General features: G+C 41.6%; 15 protein-coding genes. 7 read left to right on the top strand and 8 right to left on the bottom strand.

Annotated features, from left to right (window positions below; genetic code table 11):
* Window positions 1–583: 583 nt before the first annotated feature.
* The 3 genes from HUJ21_RS02985 (at window position 584) to HUJ21_RS02975 (ending at window position 3,428) form a co-directional block, all read left to right on the top strand.
* Window positions 584–1,192: a hypothetical protein gene (locus tag HUJ21_RS02985; protein WP_291367156.1), complete on the top strand. Its 609-nt coding sequence runs from the start codon at window positions 584–586 to the stop codon at window positions 1,190–1,192.
* A gap of 116 nt (window positions 1,193–1,308) precedes the next feature.
* Window positions 1,309–1,932: a BspA family leucine-rich repeat surface protein gene (locus tag HUJ21_RS02980; protein ID WP_291367154.1), complete on the top strand. Its 624-nt coding sequence runs from the start codon at window positions 1,309–1,311 to the stop codon at window positions 1,930–1,932.
* 587 nt (window positions 1,933–2,519) lie between these two features.
* Window positions 2,520–3,428: a class I SAM-dependent methyltransferase gene (locus HUJ21_RS02975; RefSeq protein ID WP_291367152.1), complete on the top strand. Its 909-nt coding sequence runs from the start codon at window positions 2,520–2,522 to the stop codon at window positions 3,426–3,428.
* A 290-nt stretch (window positions 3,429–3,718) separates the two neighbouring features.
* Here the strand turns inward: HUJ21_RS02975 and HUJ21_RS02970 are convergent, their stop codons facing one another.
* Both HUJ21_RS02970 and HUJ21_RS02965 read right to left on the bottom strand, forming a co-directional pair.
* Window positions 3,719–4,840 carry a DUF4221 family protein gene (locus HUJ21_RS02970; protein WP_291367150.1) on the bottom strand — a complete coding sequence of 374 codons (1,122 nt, stop codon included), beginning with the start codon at window positions 4,838–4,840 and terminating at the stop codon, window positions 3,719–3,721.
* Between the two features lie 447 nt (window positions 4,841–5,287).
* Window positions 5,288–6,178: a glycoside hydrolase family 16 protein gene (locus HUJ21_RS02965; RefSeq protein ID WP_291367147.1), complete on the bottom strand. Its 891-nt coding sequence runs from the start codon at window positions 6,176–6,178 to the stop codon at window positions 5,288–5,290.
* Window positions 6,179–6,479: 301 nt separating this feature from the next.
* Here HUJ21_RS02965 and HUJ21_RS02960 point away from each other — a divergent pair, with 301 nt between their 5' ends.
* Window positions 6,480–7,847: a hypothetical protein gene (locus HUJ21_RS02960; RefSeq protein WP_291367146.1), complete on the top strand. Its 1,368-nt coding sequence runs from the start codon at window positions 6,480–6,482 to the stop codon at window positions 7,845–7,847.
* A 212-nt stretch (window positions 7,848–8,059) separates the two neighbouring features.
* The gene (locus tag HUJ21_RS02955) at window positions 8,060–9,268 is read left to right on the top strand and encodes a membrane dipeptidase (RefSeq protein ID WP_291367144.1); all 1,209 of its coding nucleotides are present in this window, start codon (window positions 8,060–8,062) and stop codon (window positions 9,266–9,268) included.
* Between the two features lie 749 nt (window positions 9,269–10,017).
* Here HUJ21_RS02955 and mnmE read toward each other — a convergent pair.
* From mnmE to HUJ21_RS02935, 4 genes are all read right to left on the bottom strand, one after another.
* Complete coding sequence (gene mnmE / locus HUJ21_RS02950; RefSeq protein ID WP_291367143.1) at window positions 10,018–11,400, bottom strand: tRNA uridine-5-carboxymethylaminomethyl(34) synthesis GTPase MnmE; 1,383 nt, start codon at window positions 11,398–11,400, stop codon at window positions 10,018–10,020.
* Window positions 11,401–11,853 carry a thioredoxin fold domain-containing protein gene (locus HUJ21_RS02945; RefSeq protein ID WP_291367141.1) on the bottom strand — a complete coding sequence of 151 codons (453 nt, stop codon included), beginning with the start codon at window positions 11,851–11,853 and terminating at the stop codon, window positions 11,401–11,403. It abuts the gene before it with no gap.
* Between the two features lie 202 nt (window positions 11,854–12,055).
* Entirely contained in the window at window positions 12,056–12,727 is a 672-nt protein-coding gene (locus tag HUJ21_RS02940) for a metal-dependent transcriptional regulator (RefSeq protein WP_291367140.1), read from the bottom strand.
* 252 nt (window positions 12,728–12,979) lie between these two features.
* Window positions 12,980–14,101 carry a glycosyltransferase gene (locus HUJ21_RS02935; RefSeq protein ID WP_291367138.1) on the bottom strand — a complete coding sequence of 374 codons (1,122 nt, stop codon included), beginning with the start codon at window positions 14,099–14,101 and terminating at the stop codon, window positions 12,980–12,982.
* 38 nt (window positions 14,102–14,139) lie between these two features.
* Here HUJ21_RS02935 and HUJ21_RS02930 point away from each other — a divergent pair, with 38 nt between their 5' ends.
* The gene (locus tag HUJ21_RS02930) at window positions 14,140–14,955 is read left to right on the top strand and encodes a 2,3,4,5-tetrahydropyridine-2,6-dicarboxylate N-succinyltransferase (protein ID WP_166149431.1); all 816 of its coding nucleotides are present in this window, start codon (window positions 14,140–14,142) and stop codon (window positions 14,953–14,955) included.
* Window positions 14,956–14,969: 14 nt separating this feature from the next.
* Window positions 14,970–15,572: a tetratricopeptide repeat protein gene (locus HUJ21_RS02925; protein ID WP_291367135.1), complete on the top strand. Its 603-nt coding sequence runs from the start codon at window positions 14,970–14,972 to the stop codon at window positions 15,570–15,572.
* Window positions 15,573–15,602: 30 nt separating this feature from the next.
* On the opposite strand, the gene HUJ21_RS02920 is transcribed toward HUJ21_RS02925, so the two are convergent.
* Window positions 15,603–16,295 (bottom strand): molecular chaperone DnaJ, encoded by a 693-nt coding sequence (locus HUJ21_RS02920; RefSeq protein ID WP_291367133.1) that lies wholly within the window; start codon window positions 16,293–16,295, stop codon window positions 15,603–15,605.
* A complete protein-coding gene (locus HUJ21_RS02915; protein ID WP_291367131.1) occupies window positions 16,276–17,235 on the bottom strand; it encodes a DNA/RNA non-specific endonuclease in 960 nt (319 codons plus the stop codon). The genes HUJ21_RS02920 and HUJ21_RS02915 overlap by 20 nt, the downstream gene beginning before the upstream one ends.
* Between the last annotated feature and the right edge of the window lie 57 nt (window positions 17,236–17,292).

Genomic DNA, 17,292 nt, shown 5'->3' with positions numbered 1-17,292 from the left:
CCTTCGGGGTTGGGAAAACCCCAAAGGTCGATAACGATAACCGTTGAGGTCTTTGGGACCTCGATGGTTTTTTCCGGGTACGTCCTGCGCAAAGACCTTCGGGGTTGGGAAAACCCCAAAGGTCGATAACGATAACCGTTGAGGTCTTTGAGACCTCAATGGTTTTATTCGGGTACGTCCTGCGCAAAGACCTTCGGGGTTGGGAAAACCCCAAAGGCCGATAACGATAACCGTTGAGGTCTTTGGGGCCTCAATGGTTTTTTTCGTGTACGCCCATCTTCTTTTTAAGGCCAAGAGGATCAAAGTCTAATTCTTAAGATTGTAATGGTCTTTGGGTGGGAAGTGGATTGGATTCCAATGACCAATTGTTGATATGCCAGAAGTTTATGCGGTACCGCATACGCTGTTGAGTTATTCTTTTGTCAGCTTAATGAAGCTTTTTGAATCAAATCTTGTAATTTATTATTCAAATTTGTAATACAATAATTATAATTTATAATACTATTTTTTGCATTTAATTTGTTATATTGTTTACTCTTTCCGCAACCAGAATTCATTCTCCTGCCTTTATAGCTGAACCACCATGAAAAAATTATTCAAAAACTTTCCCTTACCTGTGGTCCTTGTCTTGTTCTCCCTCTATTCCTGTGAGCAGGAAGACCAACCTTTACCCTCGCTGCAGGGCAGCATCCGGTTTGGGGGAATCAGCCTTAATTTTGTCCCAATGGCTTCGCCGGGTAGCCGGATTACTGGAAATTCTCCTTGGTCCCATGTTTTCCCCAATTCAGCTAATTTGGTTTTCATTGATAAGAACACAGGCCAGCAATATGTCCTTGAGTACAATCCCAGTGACTTTTCAGCTCCTTATAGCATTGCCTTACCTTATGGGGATTATGAATACCATTCGGTCATAGAGGGAGGTATTTATTCAGATTTTTTACCTTATGAGGCTAGAGGGGAAATATCCCTGGCCAGCCAAACCCTGGATATTAGCCTTGAGGCAGAAACAGATTATGGACTGGTCACGGTGAAGGATCAATATTTGGAAAAGGCCTCGTTTTCAGATGGAGAAAGGGAATCAGACCTTGTGGAGCACCAAGACAGTAATTATTGGTATTCCTATGTGAAAGGGGGAACTAAAACCAGGCTGAATAGGAATCTATACAGCGTTCTACCATCAGCAGAGAACTGAATATTGAAGCAAACAGGCACTACAATTTTATTCTGGAGCAGGGAGAAGGGGCTGCTGTAATCACGGGCCTTATCCTTGCCGCATTTGAACTGGAGGAAGAAGAAATTCTTCTGGGTTTGAGTCCAAAGTTTTTCGAGGAAAACGGAATCATCAAATGTCCCGGAGCCGTCCCCGGAGAGAAAGGTATGATCAATGATAAAATGTATCAGGCTGTGGACAGGACGCTTCTGATCCAAATGAGAGATCAAGGTGCTGATTTGACCTGTGTTTGTACTTCCCCGGTGACAGATATGAATTCGATATTTTACGATGCCATTTCTTTCAATCAACCCATAGGAAATTGGGATGTAAGCAACGTCACAAGCATGTCTGGAATATTTTATAGAGCCTCCAAATTCAATCAAACAATTGGAAATTGGGACGTGGGAAAGGTAATTGATATAAGTTTTATGTTTAGTAATGCCACTTCTTTCAATCAACCAATTGGAAACTGGGATGTAGGCAATGCAAAGGATATGAGTTACATGTTTACTTCAGCCACGTCGTTCAACCAACCAATAGGGGATTGGGATGTAAGTGAAGTTACAAGCATGTATGTGATGTTTCGGGGAGCAGAAAAATTCAACCAAGATTTAAGTTCGTGGTGCGTACAAAATATCCAATCCGAACCCGAAGATTTCTCCTTAGGAAGTGTTTTGCTGGATACCAATAAGCCAGTTTGGGGCACTTGTCCAGACTGAGTTGCTCCTAATTTAATTCATTTAAATGCTCCATGCTGCCGGTAAACCAAAGTTTAGCGACGAGGATTTTAAATTATTTCCCTGTCTGATATTTTTGCTTTAATGGGGCAATTCCGAATAAACTCCTTTTTGCTACGGATACCGTAACAGTGCTTTGATAGCTATCCTGATTTTAGGAATATAGGCTGAAAATTGTCACCATATCCGGTTTATTGAAAACCAGATTACTTTCCGTTTCTTTTTGCGGCTAGCTTATTTTAATGATTTATACTTTACTATTACGAGATACCGAATATTCAATCAGTAATTTTTCAATTTGATAATCAATTATTTTTATTTATCATTATCTTTAAGGGCAATTGTGATGGGAAGCGACTTAATACAAAAAAATATAGAATGGATCAATCGGTTAACCAGTCTGGATGAAGCCTTCGTCGGGAATGATAATGCCTTTCGGAAAACCTACATGGAATCGGCATATCAATGGCGTAGGGGTAAAACCGGAAGCAAAATTAAAACATTCGGTGATTGATAAATAAAGCAGGGAGATGATTACAAAATAATTTCTACCTAAAATAGCATTTAATATGGCTAGCAAGCAGGATATCGATTATACCTATTCCAAAATGGACAAAATTTGGAGGTGGAGCGTTGGTGAAAGGGCTGATTTTACCGGGGCCAAGTATGATGGCGATTTTTCACTTTCGCTTGAAGAGGCCCAACAAAATAAGCACAAGTTTATTGCCGAAAACCTGGAAATAAAAGCGGGTGATAGGGTACTGGATATCGGTTCGGGCTGGGGTCCATTTTTGACCTATATCCAAAGTTTGGGAGCAATAGGAACCGGAATTACACTTTCGCAGGGCCAATACAATGCCTGTAAGCGAAATGGCCTTGATGTACATATTTGTAATTACCGCGACCTAACTCCTGCAACATTTGGAAAATTTGATGCAATAGCTTCAGTCGGCGCATTCGAACATTTTTGTTCGGTAGAAGAGTACAGAGCGGGTAAACAAGATGAGGTTTATCAAAACTTTTTTAAAATTGTCAGCAGTTTACTACCGGTGGGCAAACGCTGTTTTATCCAATCCATGGTTTTTGGAAAAGACATGATAGACATTGATAGTGCCAATATAAATGCACCTAAGGAATCTAATGAATATTTGTTGGCCTTGATTATGAATGAATTCCCTGGTTCCTGGATCCCTTACGGAAAAGAGCAGATCATAAAAAACGCAGCTCCGTATTTTAAGCTCGTTACTGAACATAGTGGCAGGCTGGACTACATTGAAACCATCAAAGTATGGCGTAAAAAACTTAAATCTTTTGGCTGGAAGAAGTACTGGGCCTACCTGCAGCTTGTCCCTCAACTCTTCACTGACCCTTCCATGCGTAAACGCCTGAGCAACTTGAAAATTGCACCTATCAAAGTTGTTTTCGAGCGAGGGATTTGGGACCATCACCGCCTGGTGTTTGAAAAAGTGAGTGATTAACCTACCGGTTGGATTCAATTACATCAAGATCATAGTGTTTTATATTTATGAATGCTTTAACCGTTCAAACTTCGTCAATTTTGGACTGTTGCGATTAAATTCTTTAACAGCTTGTGCCATATCAAATTTATTTTGCATTCTGGTCCACATCTCGGCATTGCCCCCAAAAACAGCCTGAATCCGGAGTGCAATATTTGGTGTTATCCCAATTTTTTATTTACAATCTTCGATACAGTCAACCTTGAAACTTGCAATAGATCAGCAACCTCTCCAAGTGTTATGTCTTAGGTCTAAAACTTAAAATCAATCACCGCAAAACCCAATTCGTCTTGGACATTGACATAGGACCAGAGCTTGCCGTCTTTGAAGAATTTATAGCCAAAAGCATCAAATTTCAGTACTTTTTCACCTAGAGGGTTCATCTTTTCATCAAAAACTGTCAAAACTTGTCTAAATATCAATGAATCACCGATTTCTTGATCCAGTTCATTGGTAACTCTCCATGCCATTTTACCCTTAGCATCAAAATAAAACCTACCAAAATCAACTTGTCTCCTGCTTTCCAAATAAAGAGCTTCCATTTCCTCAAATGTTTCACTCTTGGTTTTGGTAGGAATAGGCTTGCTGTTTTTAGTTATTTCAGAAAAATACTTTTTTACACTTATTGAATCCTTTCCTAAAACCATCTGATGGACTTCATTAAAATGTGGTGAAGAAGCCAAAACTACTCCCTCAATTTCATTGAGGTAAATGCTTTCAACCGACTGGCTCATTAATCTCCCATCCATGTAGAAGCTCCGGACAAATGGCTGGATTTTCTGGCCCAACTCGAAAGGAACTTTTTTAACCTGAAGTCCATCCAGTGAAATTATTGCTAAACCCTGCTGAGCATTTTTGGCTATCCCGTAGGTAGTTATAAGCATGGAACCATCATCAGTAATTTTAAATTCAGTCCCAATAGATTCGCCAGCATTCAAACCATTCAAATTATCTGCATTCAATTTAATCAGCTGCATTGAATCGAGGCTTGGAGAATATATTCGAACCTCATTAAACGCGATCATGAATAAACGTCCTCTTTCGTCCAAATGAATACCTCTCGGATTGCCAGTTCCCAAGGGTCCTTCCCGTTCTAAAGAAAATTTCTCCTTTAGTTTTAACATTTCTAAATCAATGACTTCAAGTTGATTCGTTTTAGGATTAAAATTGAAGAGATACTTCTGATCATTTGAAAGCGTAGATATACTTAGGTTCCATTGTAGGGAAATAATATCATCACCCGCATCCACCATCACCGTATCTACCGTAAAAATCAGATTTTCAAGGATATTCCCTGAATCGGCTTTTTCAGAAGATTCATTACCACAGGAAAAAATCAAAGAAAGTAAAATGAGGTAGTATAGATTTTTCATTGTTTTAAAATTTAAAGTCTATTACTGCAAAGCCAATTGACTATAGAAAAGCTAGTTTTTTCATACCAATTGTGCTGAAGAAAACAGCTTTCATGTAACTAAGGTACCTTTTGATTTAAATTAATCCCACTGGTAACCTAATTTTTTAATAGGTTATTTCTTTTTAGTCTGGGGCTGATTCTTCACAAGCGTGGAATTTGAGAAAATAGGTGTCCAAAAATTTCTTTTTACTCTTTCCATCATTCTGGTTGGAAAAGTTCTTGACCGGATTAAGGCTAAAGCAAATTGTCTCCTATACGCCTCTTTTCAATTAAAAGGCGCTAACAAATTTATATTGACAATAATAATTCACGTTTTATTATTGACCACATATATTCGGTTGTCATTTTTAGGAAAAAAATTATGTATTGAAGGACCTAATGACAGTATATAAATTCCCAAAACAACCTATTTTGAATCACTTTTTAAGGGTTCATATGACATCCAATCCACCTCCAACTCATAAGGTTGTAAGGGTTTTTCAATTGAATTTTCATTAGTTTGAACCGACCAATTATTGGTATGCCAGAAATTCATTCTATAATAACTGTGGTGTTGAGGTATTCCCCTTTCGCTGCCCTCATAATCCCAAAGTACGATTTTTTCGCCACTTTCAGGATGAAGCATCCACCAGCGGATGCGGTCCGGATACCAGTCAAAGCCATAGGTATAAAATTGTGCAGAAGCATCATAGTCTGCGACGGCTGCTATGCTTTCCGGCTGGTTTTGTTCACCGGTTAAGGGTACTCTTACGCCTTCATGATCTTCTCTAAATGCAGTACTATAAATAATTCCTTTGGCCAAATTGATAATTCTTCCGATTCTTTTAAGCTTTCCGGAATGTCCCGTCCAGGTGCCTACGTAAATAACGGTGGGGTCGGCGAGCAGCCATTCGAAGTCAATTTCACTCAGTCCGGGAATACTATCCATATGATAAGTAAAATAACCTACTACTGCACCCACGTTGGGTTGGATATCACTTACCTGAGGTACTTTCAGCCTGGCAGCATAAGTACCAAAATGGGTAAATTTTCTGGAGATAATTTCTGGTCCGCGACCCGCGCCAGCACTATCGGTAGGATCTATCTTAAAAGAAAGAATTTTAGTGCCCTCCTCTGAGCAGGAATTCATCCCCAGCTTGTATTTAAACTCGGATTTGTTTCCGGTGGATCCGTACCTGAAATAAGCCGAAGTAGTATCGGAAAAATCTTCGGTAAAGGAATCGTGGTACTTGTGGATCTGGGAAATCGTAACCAAAGGAATAAGAAACAATATGGCTAGTAAAATGGATGGTTTCATGGGGACAATGGTTTGTAGTAAGGAACAAATTTAATAAAATGTATGAAATGTATTACCTTCAAAATACGGGGCCTATTATCCGGGATACCTGTTCCAGGGGGGCATACCATCAAAAGTGGAATAGCAGGAAAATTTTTCGGAAAATAATCCTATAATTCCACCGGATTAACTAGATTTCCTACCCTTACCGAACAACCCAGAAAACGGTTAATAGGCAGGATATCGTTGTTTATTAAATGCGTAGATTTGTATTGATTGGTAAGGATACTTGGTTAATTTTACCACTCACAATTTAAACATTATGGCCAAAAAACAATCCCAAAACGCTGCTAAGACAACACATTTATCCCCATTAACTAATTTTACGCAGGCAAACAGGGCCTTGACCCGGCGTGAGATGCTGGGAATAACCGGAATGGTCGGTTTGGCGGCTTTGACCGGTATCACCTCCGGGGCTGTTGCGCAGAGATCAGAAAAACGCCCCCGTATCGCCGTTTTGGTCAGCTATTGGGGTGCAACCCGATCACATGCAGATTGGATTGTCACCAAGCTGATAGACGGGTATTGGTGGCAGGGTGCATATACTCCTTCCAGGGTGGATGTGTCCGCTATATACATGCATCAGCATGACGAAAGCTTACTTGGACAGAAGGTAGCGAAAGCAAAAGGCATTCCGGTCTTTAAAACAGTAAGGGAGGCCGTTACGCTAGGGGAGAAGGAACTTTCAGTAGACGGTGTGGTCATCGTGGGAGAACACGGGGATTATCCAAAGGATTTGAAGGGGCATTGGCTTTTGCCGCGCTGGCAAATCTACAACCAGGTTATACAGGTTTTCGAGCAGAGTAAAAGGGCAGTACCCGTCTTTAATGACAAACACCTCTCTTACAATTGGGATGAGTCCAAGTGGATGTTTGACAAATCCCGTGAGCTCAACTTTCCGTTGACCGGAGGTTCCTCCATACCCGTCTACTACCGTAAGCCTGAGAAAGAACTTGACACCGATACACCCATAAAGCATTCAATTGTACTTGGAGGAGCAGGGGACGAAGGTGGTATTTTCCATTGTATTGACGTACTTCAAGCCTTTGTAGAGCGTCGAAAGGGTGGTGAGACTGGAGTCAGGTCTGTGCAGTCAATCAGGGGGCCTGAAACCTGGAACTGGGTAGAGCGCAATCCCTGGGCCAGCAAGCTTATTGAATCAGTGGCAGAAAAATTTGAACTACCGCCTGGACATTTTCAGCAGAATGAAAAGGCAAATATATGTTTGGTGGAATATAATGATGGCACGAATGCGGCTGTCATATCGGGTCGGGATGTTGGTTGGACCTATGCCGGAGAAATCGATGGGCAGCATGAGCCGACGATTATTTCTATGCTGGGCTGGGCCGGCCCCTTCGATCAGTACCACGCTTCAAACGCCCAACCCCACTGGATTACAGAGATGATGGTGACCAAATCGGAACCCTTTCATGCAGAGAGGTTGCTCTTGTCAAGCGGGATTACAAACCATTATATGGAATCAAACTGGGAGAACGGAGTTTACACGGCCATCGGACGATCTATAGAGACGCCCTACATGGACATGACCTATCGCCCGACCCGAGGAGCACAGTTTAACAAAGGGGAACGGCCGCCAAGTCGTCCCTATATCCGGGGTTTTGATTCCTAGGCTTCAGCCTTGAATGCGAGGGAGACTCAGGAAAAAAATGCAGAGGACTGCACAGTTGCAGACAGCATGGTCTTGGATTGCTAAAGTAAACGAATAAATGGGTTATTTTGAAGTGGGGGAGTCGGTAAGCTCAAAAGAAGACAATGCAATTTCCATTGGACAAATTAACAAATGAAGACATGAAACGCAGAGACCTTATTAAGCGCTTATCAATGTTGCCATTAGCAGGCAGTGTTTTTCCATTAGAATCCCTGGTATCCGCCTCTGCTGCAGGATATGATCATTCTTTGTACCTCCAGGATGATCAGATGCCTGAGTTGCATCGCAAAGCACTGGTGATGGACGGACATACACATGTCATGACCCGCGAACTGCTTATGGGTACCGATATTGGTCAGCGCTATTCGGATGGAACCGTCGATCTCCCAAGGGCTAAGGAAGGTGGAGTGGATGCGATGTTTTTTACCGTATATACCCCTGAACACTATTATCCCGGCAGGTTCGAAACCAAAAACACTTTTAGGGTGGTGAACCTGGCACTGGACCAGATTGAGAAAAACCACGCAGTGATCGAGCTGGCCCTCAACGCTACTGATATAGAACGCATTACTAAGAAAGGCAAGATTGCGGCTTTTCTGGATCTGGAAGGCCCTTTTGACCTGGACGGAGATATCAACCTGCTCCGGGCACTTTATCGGTTAGGCCTTCGGTCCATGCAGCTCACGGCCCACAATACCACCAATGCCTTTATTGATACCTGCAACGATGTCAGTCGTTGGGGAGGGATTAATGCGCTTGGAAAAGAGATCATTGCCGAAATGAATCAACTTGGCATGGTCATTAATGTTGCCCATGCTTCCAATGACGCAATCCTGCAAAGTGTCGAGGCAAGTAAAGATCCTGTAATATACAGTCACGGAGGCTTTTACAGCATCGTACCTCATCCGCGCTGTATTACCGACGAAGCGGCAAAAGCTCTGGCGGCAAAAGGTGGGGTTATTGGGATTCACTTTGGCAGCCTGTTTAACAACCCAAAATACTATGAATGGCAGACAGACACCAAAGAGACCACACCGTCCTCAGTTCATAGCGCAGAATTGAATACCATAGAAGAAGTGGACGAGGAACTGCGGAAAGAAGTTCCACTGGTTTTTACCGGAGAGATTCCCGATGAGTATTGGATGCACGTGGATCAGTTGGCTAAAGTGATCGACTATGGCGTAAATTTAGTGGGAGATGACCATATCGCCATAGGTTCTGATCTGGACGGCGGCCCTGAGCTGCCGCGGGAAATTAAAGATATCAGCGATTTTCCCCAAATTACCATGGCGATGCAACGGCTGGGCTACAGCGATAAGCGAATCAAAAAGATCCTTGGCTTAAACTGGCTGCGTGTGATCCGGGAGGTAACAGGGGGATGATGGCAAAATTATATCCACCCAAACAACATTAAAAATGGCTAGCAAGCGTTACATCGATTATACCTATTCTATATTGGGCCTATCTACAGCTAGTTCCCCAACTTTTCACCGACCCTTCGATGGGTTCACGCCTAAGCAACCTGAAAATAGCACCTATCAAAGTTGTTTTCGAGCGGGGGATTTGGGATCATCACCGCCTGGTGTTTGAAAAAGTGAGTGATTAATAAGGTCTTCTTCAGCCTGGCGAGTAAGCGTGTAATTCATTACCCGTTCTTGGAACGATTCTTAGCTTCTTCGAGTATTTCTTCCATAGTCTTTTCTTTGTAGAAATTCCGCTTTCCTCACCTTTGATCAGTTCGTTTCGCAACCAAATTCGTTCTTCTTCTTGTTCTCTTTTCCTTCGGATCAAGTCATTGATCAACTCACTTTTACTGGCATATTCGTTTCCCTGGATTTTTTTTCATCCAGCGGTCGTTGGGCTCGTTTACTGTTATAGTCTGTCTGGCCATTCTTGTTGTGTAGTTATGGTGTAACAATACACATAATAACCCATGAAATCAAGCTTTATAGTTTCTGTTTTAATGACCAGCCCAGATAGATATATTTTTAATTTTCATTTAGAAAGCCCTGGTTTTTGGTAGGAAAGGTACTGCGCTAGTTCTGTGACTCTATCTTAAAATTTTATCAAATGGGATCCATTACTAATATTCACGGTAAAACCTTCGAGGTTTTGAAAACCTCAAAGGTTTTTATTTTCCGATACAAAACTTACTAAAAATATTTGCCAACAAATCATCAGTGGTGATCTCCCCGGTGATCTCGCCCAGGTAGTGCAGGGAGCGGCGGATATCCATGGCTAAAAAATCATTGGTCACTTCCTGCTCCAGTCCGTTCAGCACATCTAACAAAGACTCCCGGGTCCGGTTCAGAGAATCGTAATGCCGGATATTGGTGACGATGGTATTCCCGGTTTTGAATTTGTCCAGATTGACCAGTTCCAGTATTCTTTTTCTCAATCCATCCAGGTTTTCCTTTTGTCCGGATGAGATAAATATCGTGTCTGGAAAAATACCTTTTAACTCATTGATCAATTGAGGATTACCTTTGTCCATCTTATTGGCTACTTTAAGGAAGGGAACCCCCAGGTTTTCCAATAGGTTGACGTCCCGGTGGATTTCCACCATATCAGTATCGCCCAGGTCAAAGAGGTACAAAATCAAAGAGGCAGCCTTCATTTTTTCCCGCGTACGGCTCACACCCATGGCCTCGATGGTATCGGTGGTTTCCCGCAAGCCTGCAGTATCTATAAAACGAAAAATAACCCCGCCTATATTGATTTCATCTTCTATAAAGTCCCGGGTAGTACCGGCGATCTCAGAAACGATGGCTTTTTCTTCATTGAGCAGGGCATTGAGCAGGGTGGACTTTCCCGCATTGGGTTTCCCTGCAATAACGGTGGGGACTCCGTTTTTGATCACATTGCCCAGGTCAAAGCTGCTGATCAGGTTTTCTACTACCCTCAACAGCTTTTCCACCAGGACCCTTAAATCATCCCTGCTGGCAAACTCCACATCCTCTTCTGTGAAATCCAGTTCCAGTTCGATCATGGAGGCAAAATGAATCAATTCCGTTCGCAAACCTGCTATTTCTCCGGAAAATCCGCCACGCATCTGATTCATGGCTGCCTGATGAGAAGCTTCCGAATCGGAGTGGATCAGATCCGCCACTGCTTCTGCCTGGGCCAGATCAAACTGACCATTGAGAAAAGCCCTTTGGGTAAATTCCCCGGGCAGGGCAGGCCTGGCACCCTGACGGATCATCAGCTTGATCACCTGGTTGACGATATAGGAGGAGCCATGCGTGGATATTTCCACCACATTTTCTTTGGTAAAGGATTTTGGTGCGATAAAAAGAGAAACCAGCACTTCATCGATCACCTTTTCCCCATTGCGTATGGTACCAAAGTGGATGGTGTGGCTGCTTTGCTTTTCCAGATTTTTACCAAAAAATACCTGGTTGGTGAGCCGGATGGCATCTTTACCGGAAAGCCGGATTACGGCAATGGCACCTACTCCCTGAGGAGTGGCCAGGGCTATGATGGTATCTTCTTTTTGACTGTGAATTTGTGGCATTTAATGTTTGAAATTTTCAAGCAGGGCCATCAGCGATTCAACAAATGGTTTGGCTTCCCTGTAGCCAGGCAATTGGGTGATGTTTTCCATAGTTGCATCCATGATGACAAAATTGGGGTAGGATCTTACCCGCATGGCCTGGGCCATTTCTTCCTCTGAATATTCCTTTCCCCTGAATTCAAATTTCTTTTTTGCGTCTTCAGCATTCAGTTTTACGGCATAAAAATTTTCGTTCACATAACTGATGACCTTTTTATCGGTAAAGGTTTCCCTATCCATTTTTTTACACCAACCACACCAATCTGTATAGACATCAACGAGGATCATTTTAGGACTTTCTTCCACCTTATCGATTACCTCTTCAAAACTATACCAGGTAATGGCCTCCTTCTGCGCTTTCAAAGGGAGTGAAACCATTAGCCCCAAGATCACAATCCCCAATATTCTTTTCATGTGTTTATAATTTGTTTTTAATAGGCCACATGGAATCTTTGACGATTAAAATAATCATTGCCCTATGTGTTTAATGATGATTTTAATCGTGTCGATTTCATATGTTCCATGCTTAACTTGACAAATATATCAATTTCTGTTCCTTTTTTTATCAGGTAAATTTGACTTAAAACCAAAATTGCAGCCCCCGGGTTCCACAAGCTCAGCCCGGGTGTAACATCACCTGAATATTGGCCGAAACTTCCTTTGAAACAAATACTTTCTTTTGCCCATCTATAAGCAACTCCTGAGAACCGTCAAACTCGATGGTATCTAAAACCTCAACCTTTGCACCAATATAAATGCCTACCTTATCCAGGTATTTCAAAAAGGCGGCACTACTGTTATTGACAGCCACTATTTTTCCGACTTGACCGCTGCGTACCTCGCTCAGTACAATCCTCGGTTTGCTGCTTAGTTCTCCAAATTCATCAGGTATGGGGTCTCCATGGGGATCAAATTTGGGAAATCCCAGGTACTCGTCCAGGCGTCTTACAAGTAGGGGAGAATTTACATGTTCCAATTCTTCAGCCAGGGTATCAATTTCATCCCAATTGAATTTTAACTTCTCTACCAAAAACACTTCCCAAAGTCTGTTTCTACGGATGATGTGAAGGGCCGTTTTGTGACCAGATTCGGTCAGGCTTACTCCGTGGTATTTCTTATAATAGATCAATTCTTTTTCAGCCAACCGTTTCAGCATATCGCTGACTGATGCGGCCTTGGATTGGATGAGGGAGGCAATCTCATTGGTGGATACTTTTTCAGGTCCTTCTTCCAGTAAATGGTAAATCGCTTTGAGGTAGTTTTCTTCAGCAGGGGTAAGTTTTTTCATGGTTATATTTTTGACAAAAATAAGATTTAGACTGATCTAAAAAAAAATTAAATCAGCGACTAAAATGCTTGTGGATAAGTCCGAATTTAATGTTTTGGAATTTTAAGATTGAACTATAAAATATTTTAGCCCTGTCTAAAAATAATATAAATAGTTGATTTATTGCATTTTAAACAATTATAAAACTTAGGAATAGCCTGAATGAGAGCGATTTTCCGGGTATAAGAAAAGTACAATTTACCCCGGTTAACGCTAAAGCAAAGCTTCAATCAACTGTTGAAAAGATTTTTTTTCTGCCTGCCAACTGACTTCAATCCCGGGTGGGATTTTGTAAAAATACATACTGGAAAATTTTTCCCAGCTCGCCTTTATCTTTTTCGTATCTCCAAAGTCGATCACTATACCTGCGGGATATTTTTGTATCATATCTTCCCAGATTTCATTTTTTGTAATAAGTATGGGTTTCTGATGGGCAATTCCTTCGTAAAGTTTGGTCGGGATTTTATCCCTGATACTGGGAAGTAACTTGTAAGGAAGAAGGAGTATGTCTGCTTTTAGGATTTCCCGCAGGATCTGGGGATGAGGTAGGGGATTCGGAGAAAGTTGAAGGTGAATACCAGGCTCCGTTTTGACCTTTGATTGGAGTTCGGATGCATAAGAGGGCATCGGGCAATGGCCGATTACATACAGGCTGGCTCCAGGTACCATACGCCTGAGTTCAATAAACCAGTCGATCGCAGCAGAAACTCCATACACCCTGGCAATGGTGCCGGTCAGCAAAAAATGGGGTGATTGGACCTTATCGATCCGAAAAGAAGGCAAAAATTTTTCCGGTAAATGGGCCTTATTTTGGATCACCGTATGGTTTTTAATCGCCGGCATTTCCTGCACAAAACATTTCTCAGCAAATAGAAAATGGTCAATAAAGGGATGGCTCAGTTTTTCAAAAAAAAAGACAAGCATTTTAGCCAGGAATTTTCCAAATCCAAATAGTGTTTGGTTGTGCTGCAGGTTCAACAAATAATTCTCCTGTACATCATAAACCAGCTTGTAGGAAAGGATTGCTTTCCCCAATACAGCCATAGGCAAAAGCTCATAGGTGCTGACGATAACTATCCTGGGTTTGATCTTTAAAAGCTGAAAAAAGAATTTGAAGGGTACCAAAATCCTGGAAGGGTGAGTCCTGTTTTTGGAAAAAATCACCTTAAAATTAATATTTTCACTAATTGGTATTTTTTTTGAAGAAAAACCTATGATGTTAAGGTGGTATTTATTTGTTTCACGCAATGAAAATCCCAGCTTAAACAACATTCTGGAATCATTTACAGGTTTAAGGATGGAAGCCAGGACTATAGGGATTTTTTTTCTCATCATTTGGTAATCATTCAAACAAAGCTAATATTTAAAACTTTATGGAATTACAGCACATTATAGAAAAAGCCTGGGATAACAGGGATTTGTTAAACGAAAAGGATGTACAGATTGCCATCAAAACTGTTATAGCAGATTTGGATAATGGTACATTAAGGGTTGCTGAACCGCAGGAAGACGGATCTTGGAAAGTAAATGATTGGGTAAAAAAAGCTGTAATTCTTTATTTTCCCATTCAAAAAATGAGGACCATAGAAATTGGACCTTTTGAATTCCACGATAAAATGGCCCTCAAAACCAATTATGCCAAACAGGGTGTTCGGGTAGTTCCACATGCTGTTGCAAGATATGGCGCATTTCTTGCTAAGGGTGTAGTGATGATGCCTTCATATGTAAATATCGGAGCTTATGTTGACTCGGGTACCATGGTGGATACCTGGGCAACTGTAGGCTCCTGTGCTCAAATTGGTAAAAATGTACATCTAAGCGGTGGGGTTGGCATAGGAGGAGTATTGGAACCTATACAGGCCGCTCCTGTTATCGTGGAAGATGGTGCCTTTATTGGGTCCAGGGCAATTATCGTGGAAGGAGTAAGGATAGGGAAGGAAGCCGTCATTGGAGCAGGCGTCACCCTGACCGCAAGCTCAAAGATCATAGATGTGACCGGAGATGCACCAAAGGAATACAAAGGTTATGTTCCGGACAGATCTGTAGTCATACCCGGCTCCATAAAAAAATCCTTTAGTGCCGGCGAGTTTATGGTTCCTTGCGCTTTGATCATTGGTCAAAGAAAAGCTTCCACTGATTTAAAGACTTCTCTTAATGAAGCGCTTAGAGAAAACAGTGTTGCAGTTTAAACGTAAATAGTATTATGATTTCGGTAAAAAACCTATTAAACTTTTTTTTAATTACCTTATTGTTGGTATCCTGTAATGAAAGTTCTTCATCTAAAGGGGATGTGTATTACAGTGAGGGTCAGTATGAGGAAGCCATAATGGCTTACGCCAGTTATTTGGAAAACAGGCCAAATAATGTAAAAGCACTTTACAATAAAGGCAGGGCCCATGAGGAATTGAATGAGTTGAAAAAGGCAGAAGATAGTTTCAAGTTGGCTTTGAAGCAAGACCCCAAAAACATTCAGGTTTTACTGAGTTTGTCAAATTTATACCACAAAAATGAACAGCCGGAATTGGCTTTAATGTATGCTGACAATGCTGTAGAAGTGGCCGGAGCTCCTGCTATGGCCTATTTTCTGAAGGCCAGGTCCATGCACCGCCTCGGGAATGTTAAGGAAGCGCTTAGGGAATACAATACGGCGATTAAAATGAGTCCTAAAAACGGACAAACGTATTATTACAGGGGAATGCTTTATGTAGCAACAGAGGAAGCTTCAAAAGCATGTAGCGACTTTAGAACTGCTGCGGAAAATGGTTATGATCCAGCCGATGAGGCCATAAAAAATTATTGTCCTTAAAAAAAAGTCTGGTAAATCCAGACTTTTTTTTCAATCAAGGTGGTTACAAATGATCTCTGATTCAATTTGACCTTTGCCCTGACAGGTGCGGCATTCTCCATGCTCCACCAAACTACCCTCGCATTTGGTACAGGTAAGCCTCCCTTTCCCCCCACAACGGTCGCATTCAAAATATTCCAATATATTGAAAACATTTCTTTTGGTCACCAACCCATCCCCGGTACAGCGGCTACAACCAATGATTCCAAGCCCTTTGCATAACGAACACTCTTGATCGGTGTGACCTTCGCCATGGCAGGTTTGACAGGTTTGATAGCGGTACCCCTTACTATCACAGAGGTTACAACTGGCTATTTCGGAAAGAGGTGCTTTCAGTTTTTCTATCAGGACTCTGGCTTCATCGTAGTGCTCTCCTTTAAATCCGTTGAGATCAAGGTACTTTTGGATAAAGCTGCTGCTATTGTGATACTGACCGAGTTCAAATAGGGTAGTAGCAAAAAAGTAAGGCATTTCCGGAGGAATTGGCAAATTGCTTTTGATGATTTCCCTAAAGTAATTGTTGGCCACCGTAAAGTTTTTATTTTCCATGGCATTTACAGCATTGTCCATCAATCTGGAAGTTGACCCCAGGCTGGGTTGAAGCTGTGCAAATGAGGGCAAATAAAGTATCCACAAAAGAAAAATAAAGGTGTATTTCCTCAATTTATTCAAACCAATTGTCATATTTAATCTCATTTTCTAATACTATTTCCAGGCTATCCGGAAGTACTTCGAAGAAATTCAACCCGGAAAATTGCTCTAAACTATCCACAGAAACCACATGATCCAATAAAGGTCGGTCTGATTTTTCATTTTTTAACAAAAAAGCCAACATTTTATACGCAGGTGGATGAATATCAAAGATCACTTTAAAAAAATAGTCTGGGACAAGCACCTGATTTTCCCCTATGACAAGGCGCTCATTTTCCTTGACAACCGGTCCTGTGATCACCAGGACATTTTCATAAGCTATGGCCCAGGAACGGACTTGTTCTTCTATTTTTTTCCAAATGCCCCTGTTAAATCCAGGCTGCTGGGGCGAAATATTGCTCATGTAAAAGCTGCTTTCCATGGCCTTCTCTGAATAAGTGAAATCAGCAGCAGGAGCCAAATGGCCTCTGTCATATCCCGATCTGTAGTAGTCGTCCGGATGTGCGGAGCCGGTAACAATTAGAAAATCCTCGGAAAAATCATCTGTACGTTTGTGAATTCCCCTGAGCTTCTCGGGGCTCAACTGGTAAGCTACCCAGGAGGCTTGTTCCAGTGATTCATCGTAACCAAGGGAATAATAGCCATGGTGGACTATCTGAAGCCTTTTTTCATCAGACCAGTCTGGTAACAAAAGGGATTGGATGTAATCATTATCCATGAAAAAATGGCTTTCCTCTTTTGTTGGTTCCTTTTCTCCAAAGAATTGTTCCTTACCCTTTTGATTTTCTGAAGAATCCGCGTCTACTTTTTCCTGAGGATTACCGATCACCAGAATATCCTCGTTCTTTTTCCATTCCTTCCTGGCAAAAAAAGCCAGAAGCACAATCAAAACCAGGATGGAAAAATAAAATAAAGAAAAGTTTTTATTGGATCTATTACGTCTTTTTGATTTAATTTTATGCTGTTTTGTCATTTGTTATTCTAAAAATGAATAATTTAACGGTGCAATTTATGAATACTTGTCTCTTAT

This window comes from Cyclobacterium sp., assembly GCF_014762705.1.
In the GTDB taxonomy this organism is placed as follows: domain Bacteria; phylum Bacteroidota; class Bacteroidia; order Cytophagales; family Cyclobacteriaceae; genus Cyclobacterium.
This window is presented reverse-complemented; position numbering and strand designations above follow the sequence as displayed.

Bases quoted from the DNA above. Each gene is read 5' to 3' on its own strand.
- HUJ21_RS02985 (WP_291367156.1), top strand. From the start codon at position 584: ATGAAAAAATTATTCAAAAACTTTCCCTTACCTGTGGTCCTTGTCTTG.
- HUJ21_RS02975 (WP_291367152.1), top strand. From the start codon at position 2,520: ATGGCTAGCAAGCAGGATATCGATTATACCTATTCCAAAATGGACAAA.
- HUJ21_RS02970 (WP_291367150.1), bottom strand. From the start codon at position 4,840: ATGAAAAATCTATACTACCTCATTTTACTTTCTTTGATTTTTTCCTGT.
- HUJ21_RS02965 (WP_291367147.1), bottom strand. From the start codon at position 6,178: ATGAAACCATCCATTTTACTAGCCATATTGTTTCTTATTCCTTTGGTT.
- HUJ21_RS02960 (WP_291367146.1), top strand. From the start codon at position 6,480: ATGGCCAAAAAACAATCCCAAAACGCTGCTAAGACAACACATTTATCC.
- HUJ21_RS02955 (WP_291367144.1), top strand. From the start codon at position 8,060: ATGTTGCCATTAGCAGGCAGTGTTTTTCCATTAGAATCCCTGGTATCC.
- mnmE (WP_291367143.1), bottom strand. From the start codon at position 11,400: ATGCCACAAATTCACAGTCAAAAAGAAGATACCATCATAGCCCTGGCC.
- HUJ21_RS02945 (WP_291367141.1), bottom strand. From the start codon at position 11,853: ATGAAAAGAATATTGGGGATTGTGATCTTGGGGCTAATGGTTTCACTC.
- HUJ21_RS02940 (WP_291367140.1), bottom strand. From the start codon at position 12,727: ATGAAAAAACTTACCCCTGCTGAAGAAAACTACCTCAAAGCGATTTAC.
- HUJ21_RS02935 (WP_291367138.1), bottom strand. From the start codon at position 14,101: ATGATGAGAAAAAAAATCCCTATAGTCCTGGCTTCCATCCTTAAACCT.
- HUJ21_RS02930 (WP_166149431.1), top strand. From the start codon at position 14,140: ATGGAATTACAGCACATTATAGAAAAAGCCTGGGATAACAGGGATTTG.
- HUJ21_RS02925 (WP_291367135.1), top strand. From the start codon at position 14,970: ATGATTTCGGTAAAAAACCTATTAAACTTTTTTTTAATTACCTTATTG.
- HUJ21_RS02920 (WP_291367133.1), bottom strand. From the start codon at position 16,295: ATGACAATTGGTTTGAATAAATTGAGGAAATACACCTTTATTTTTCTT.
- HUJ21_RS02915 (WP_291367131.1), bottom strand. From the start codon at position 17,235: ATGACAAAACAGCATAAAATTAAATCAAAAAGACGTAATAGATCCAAT.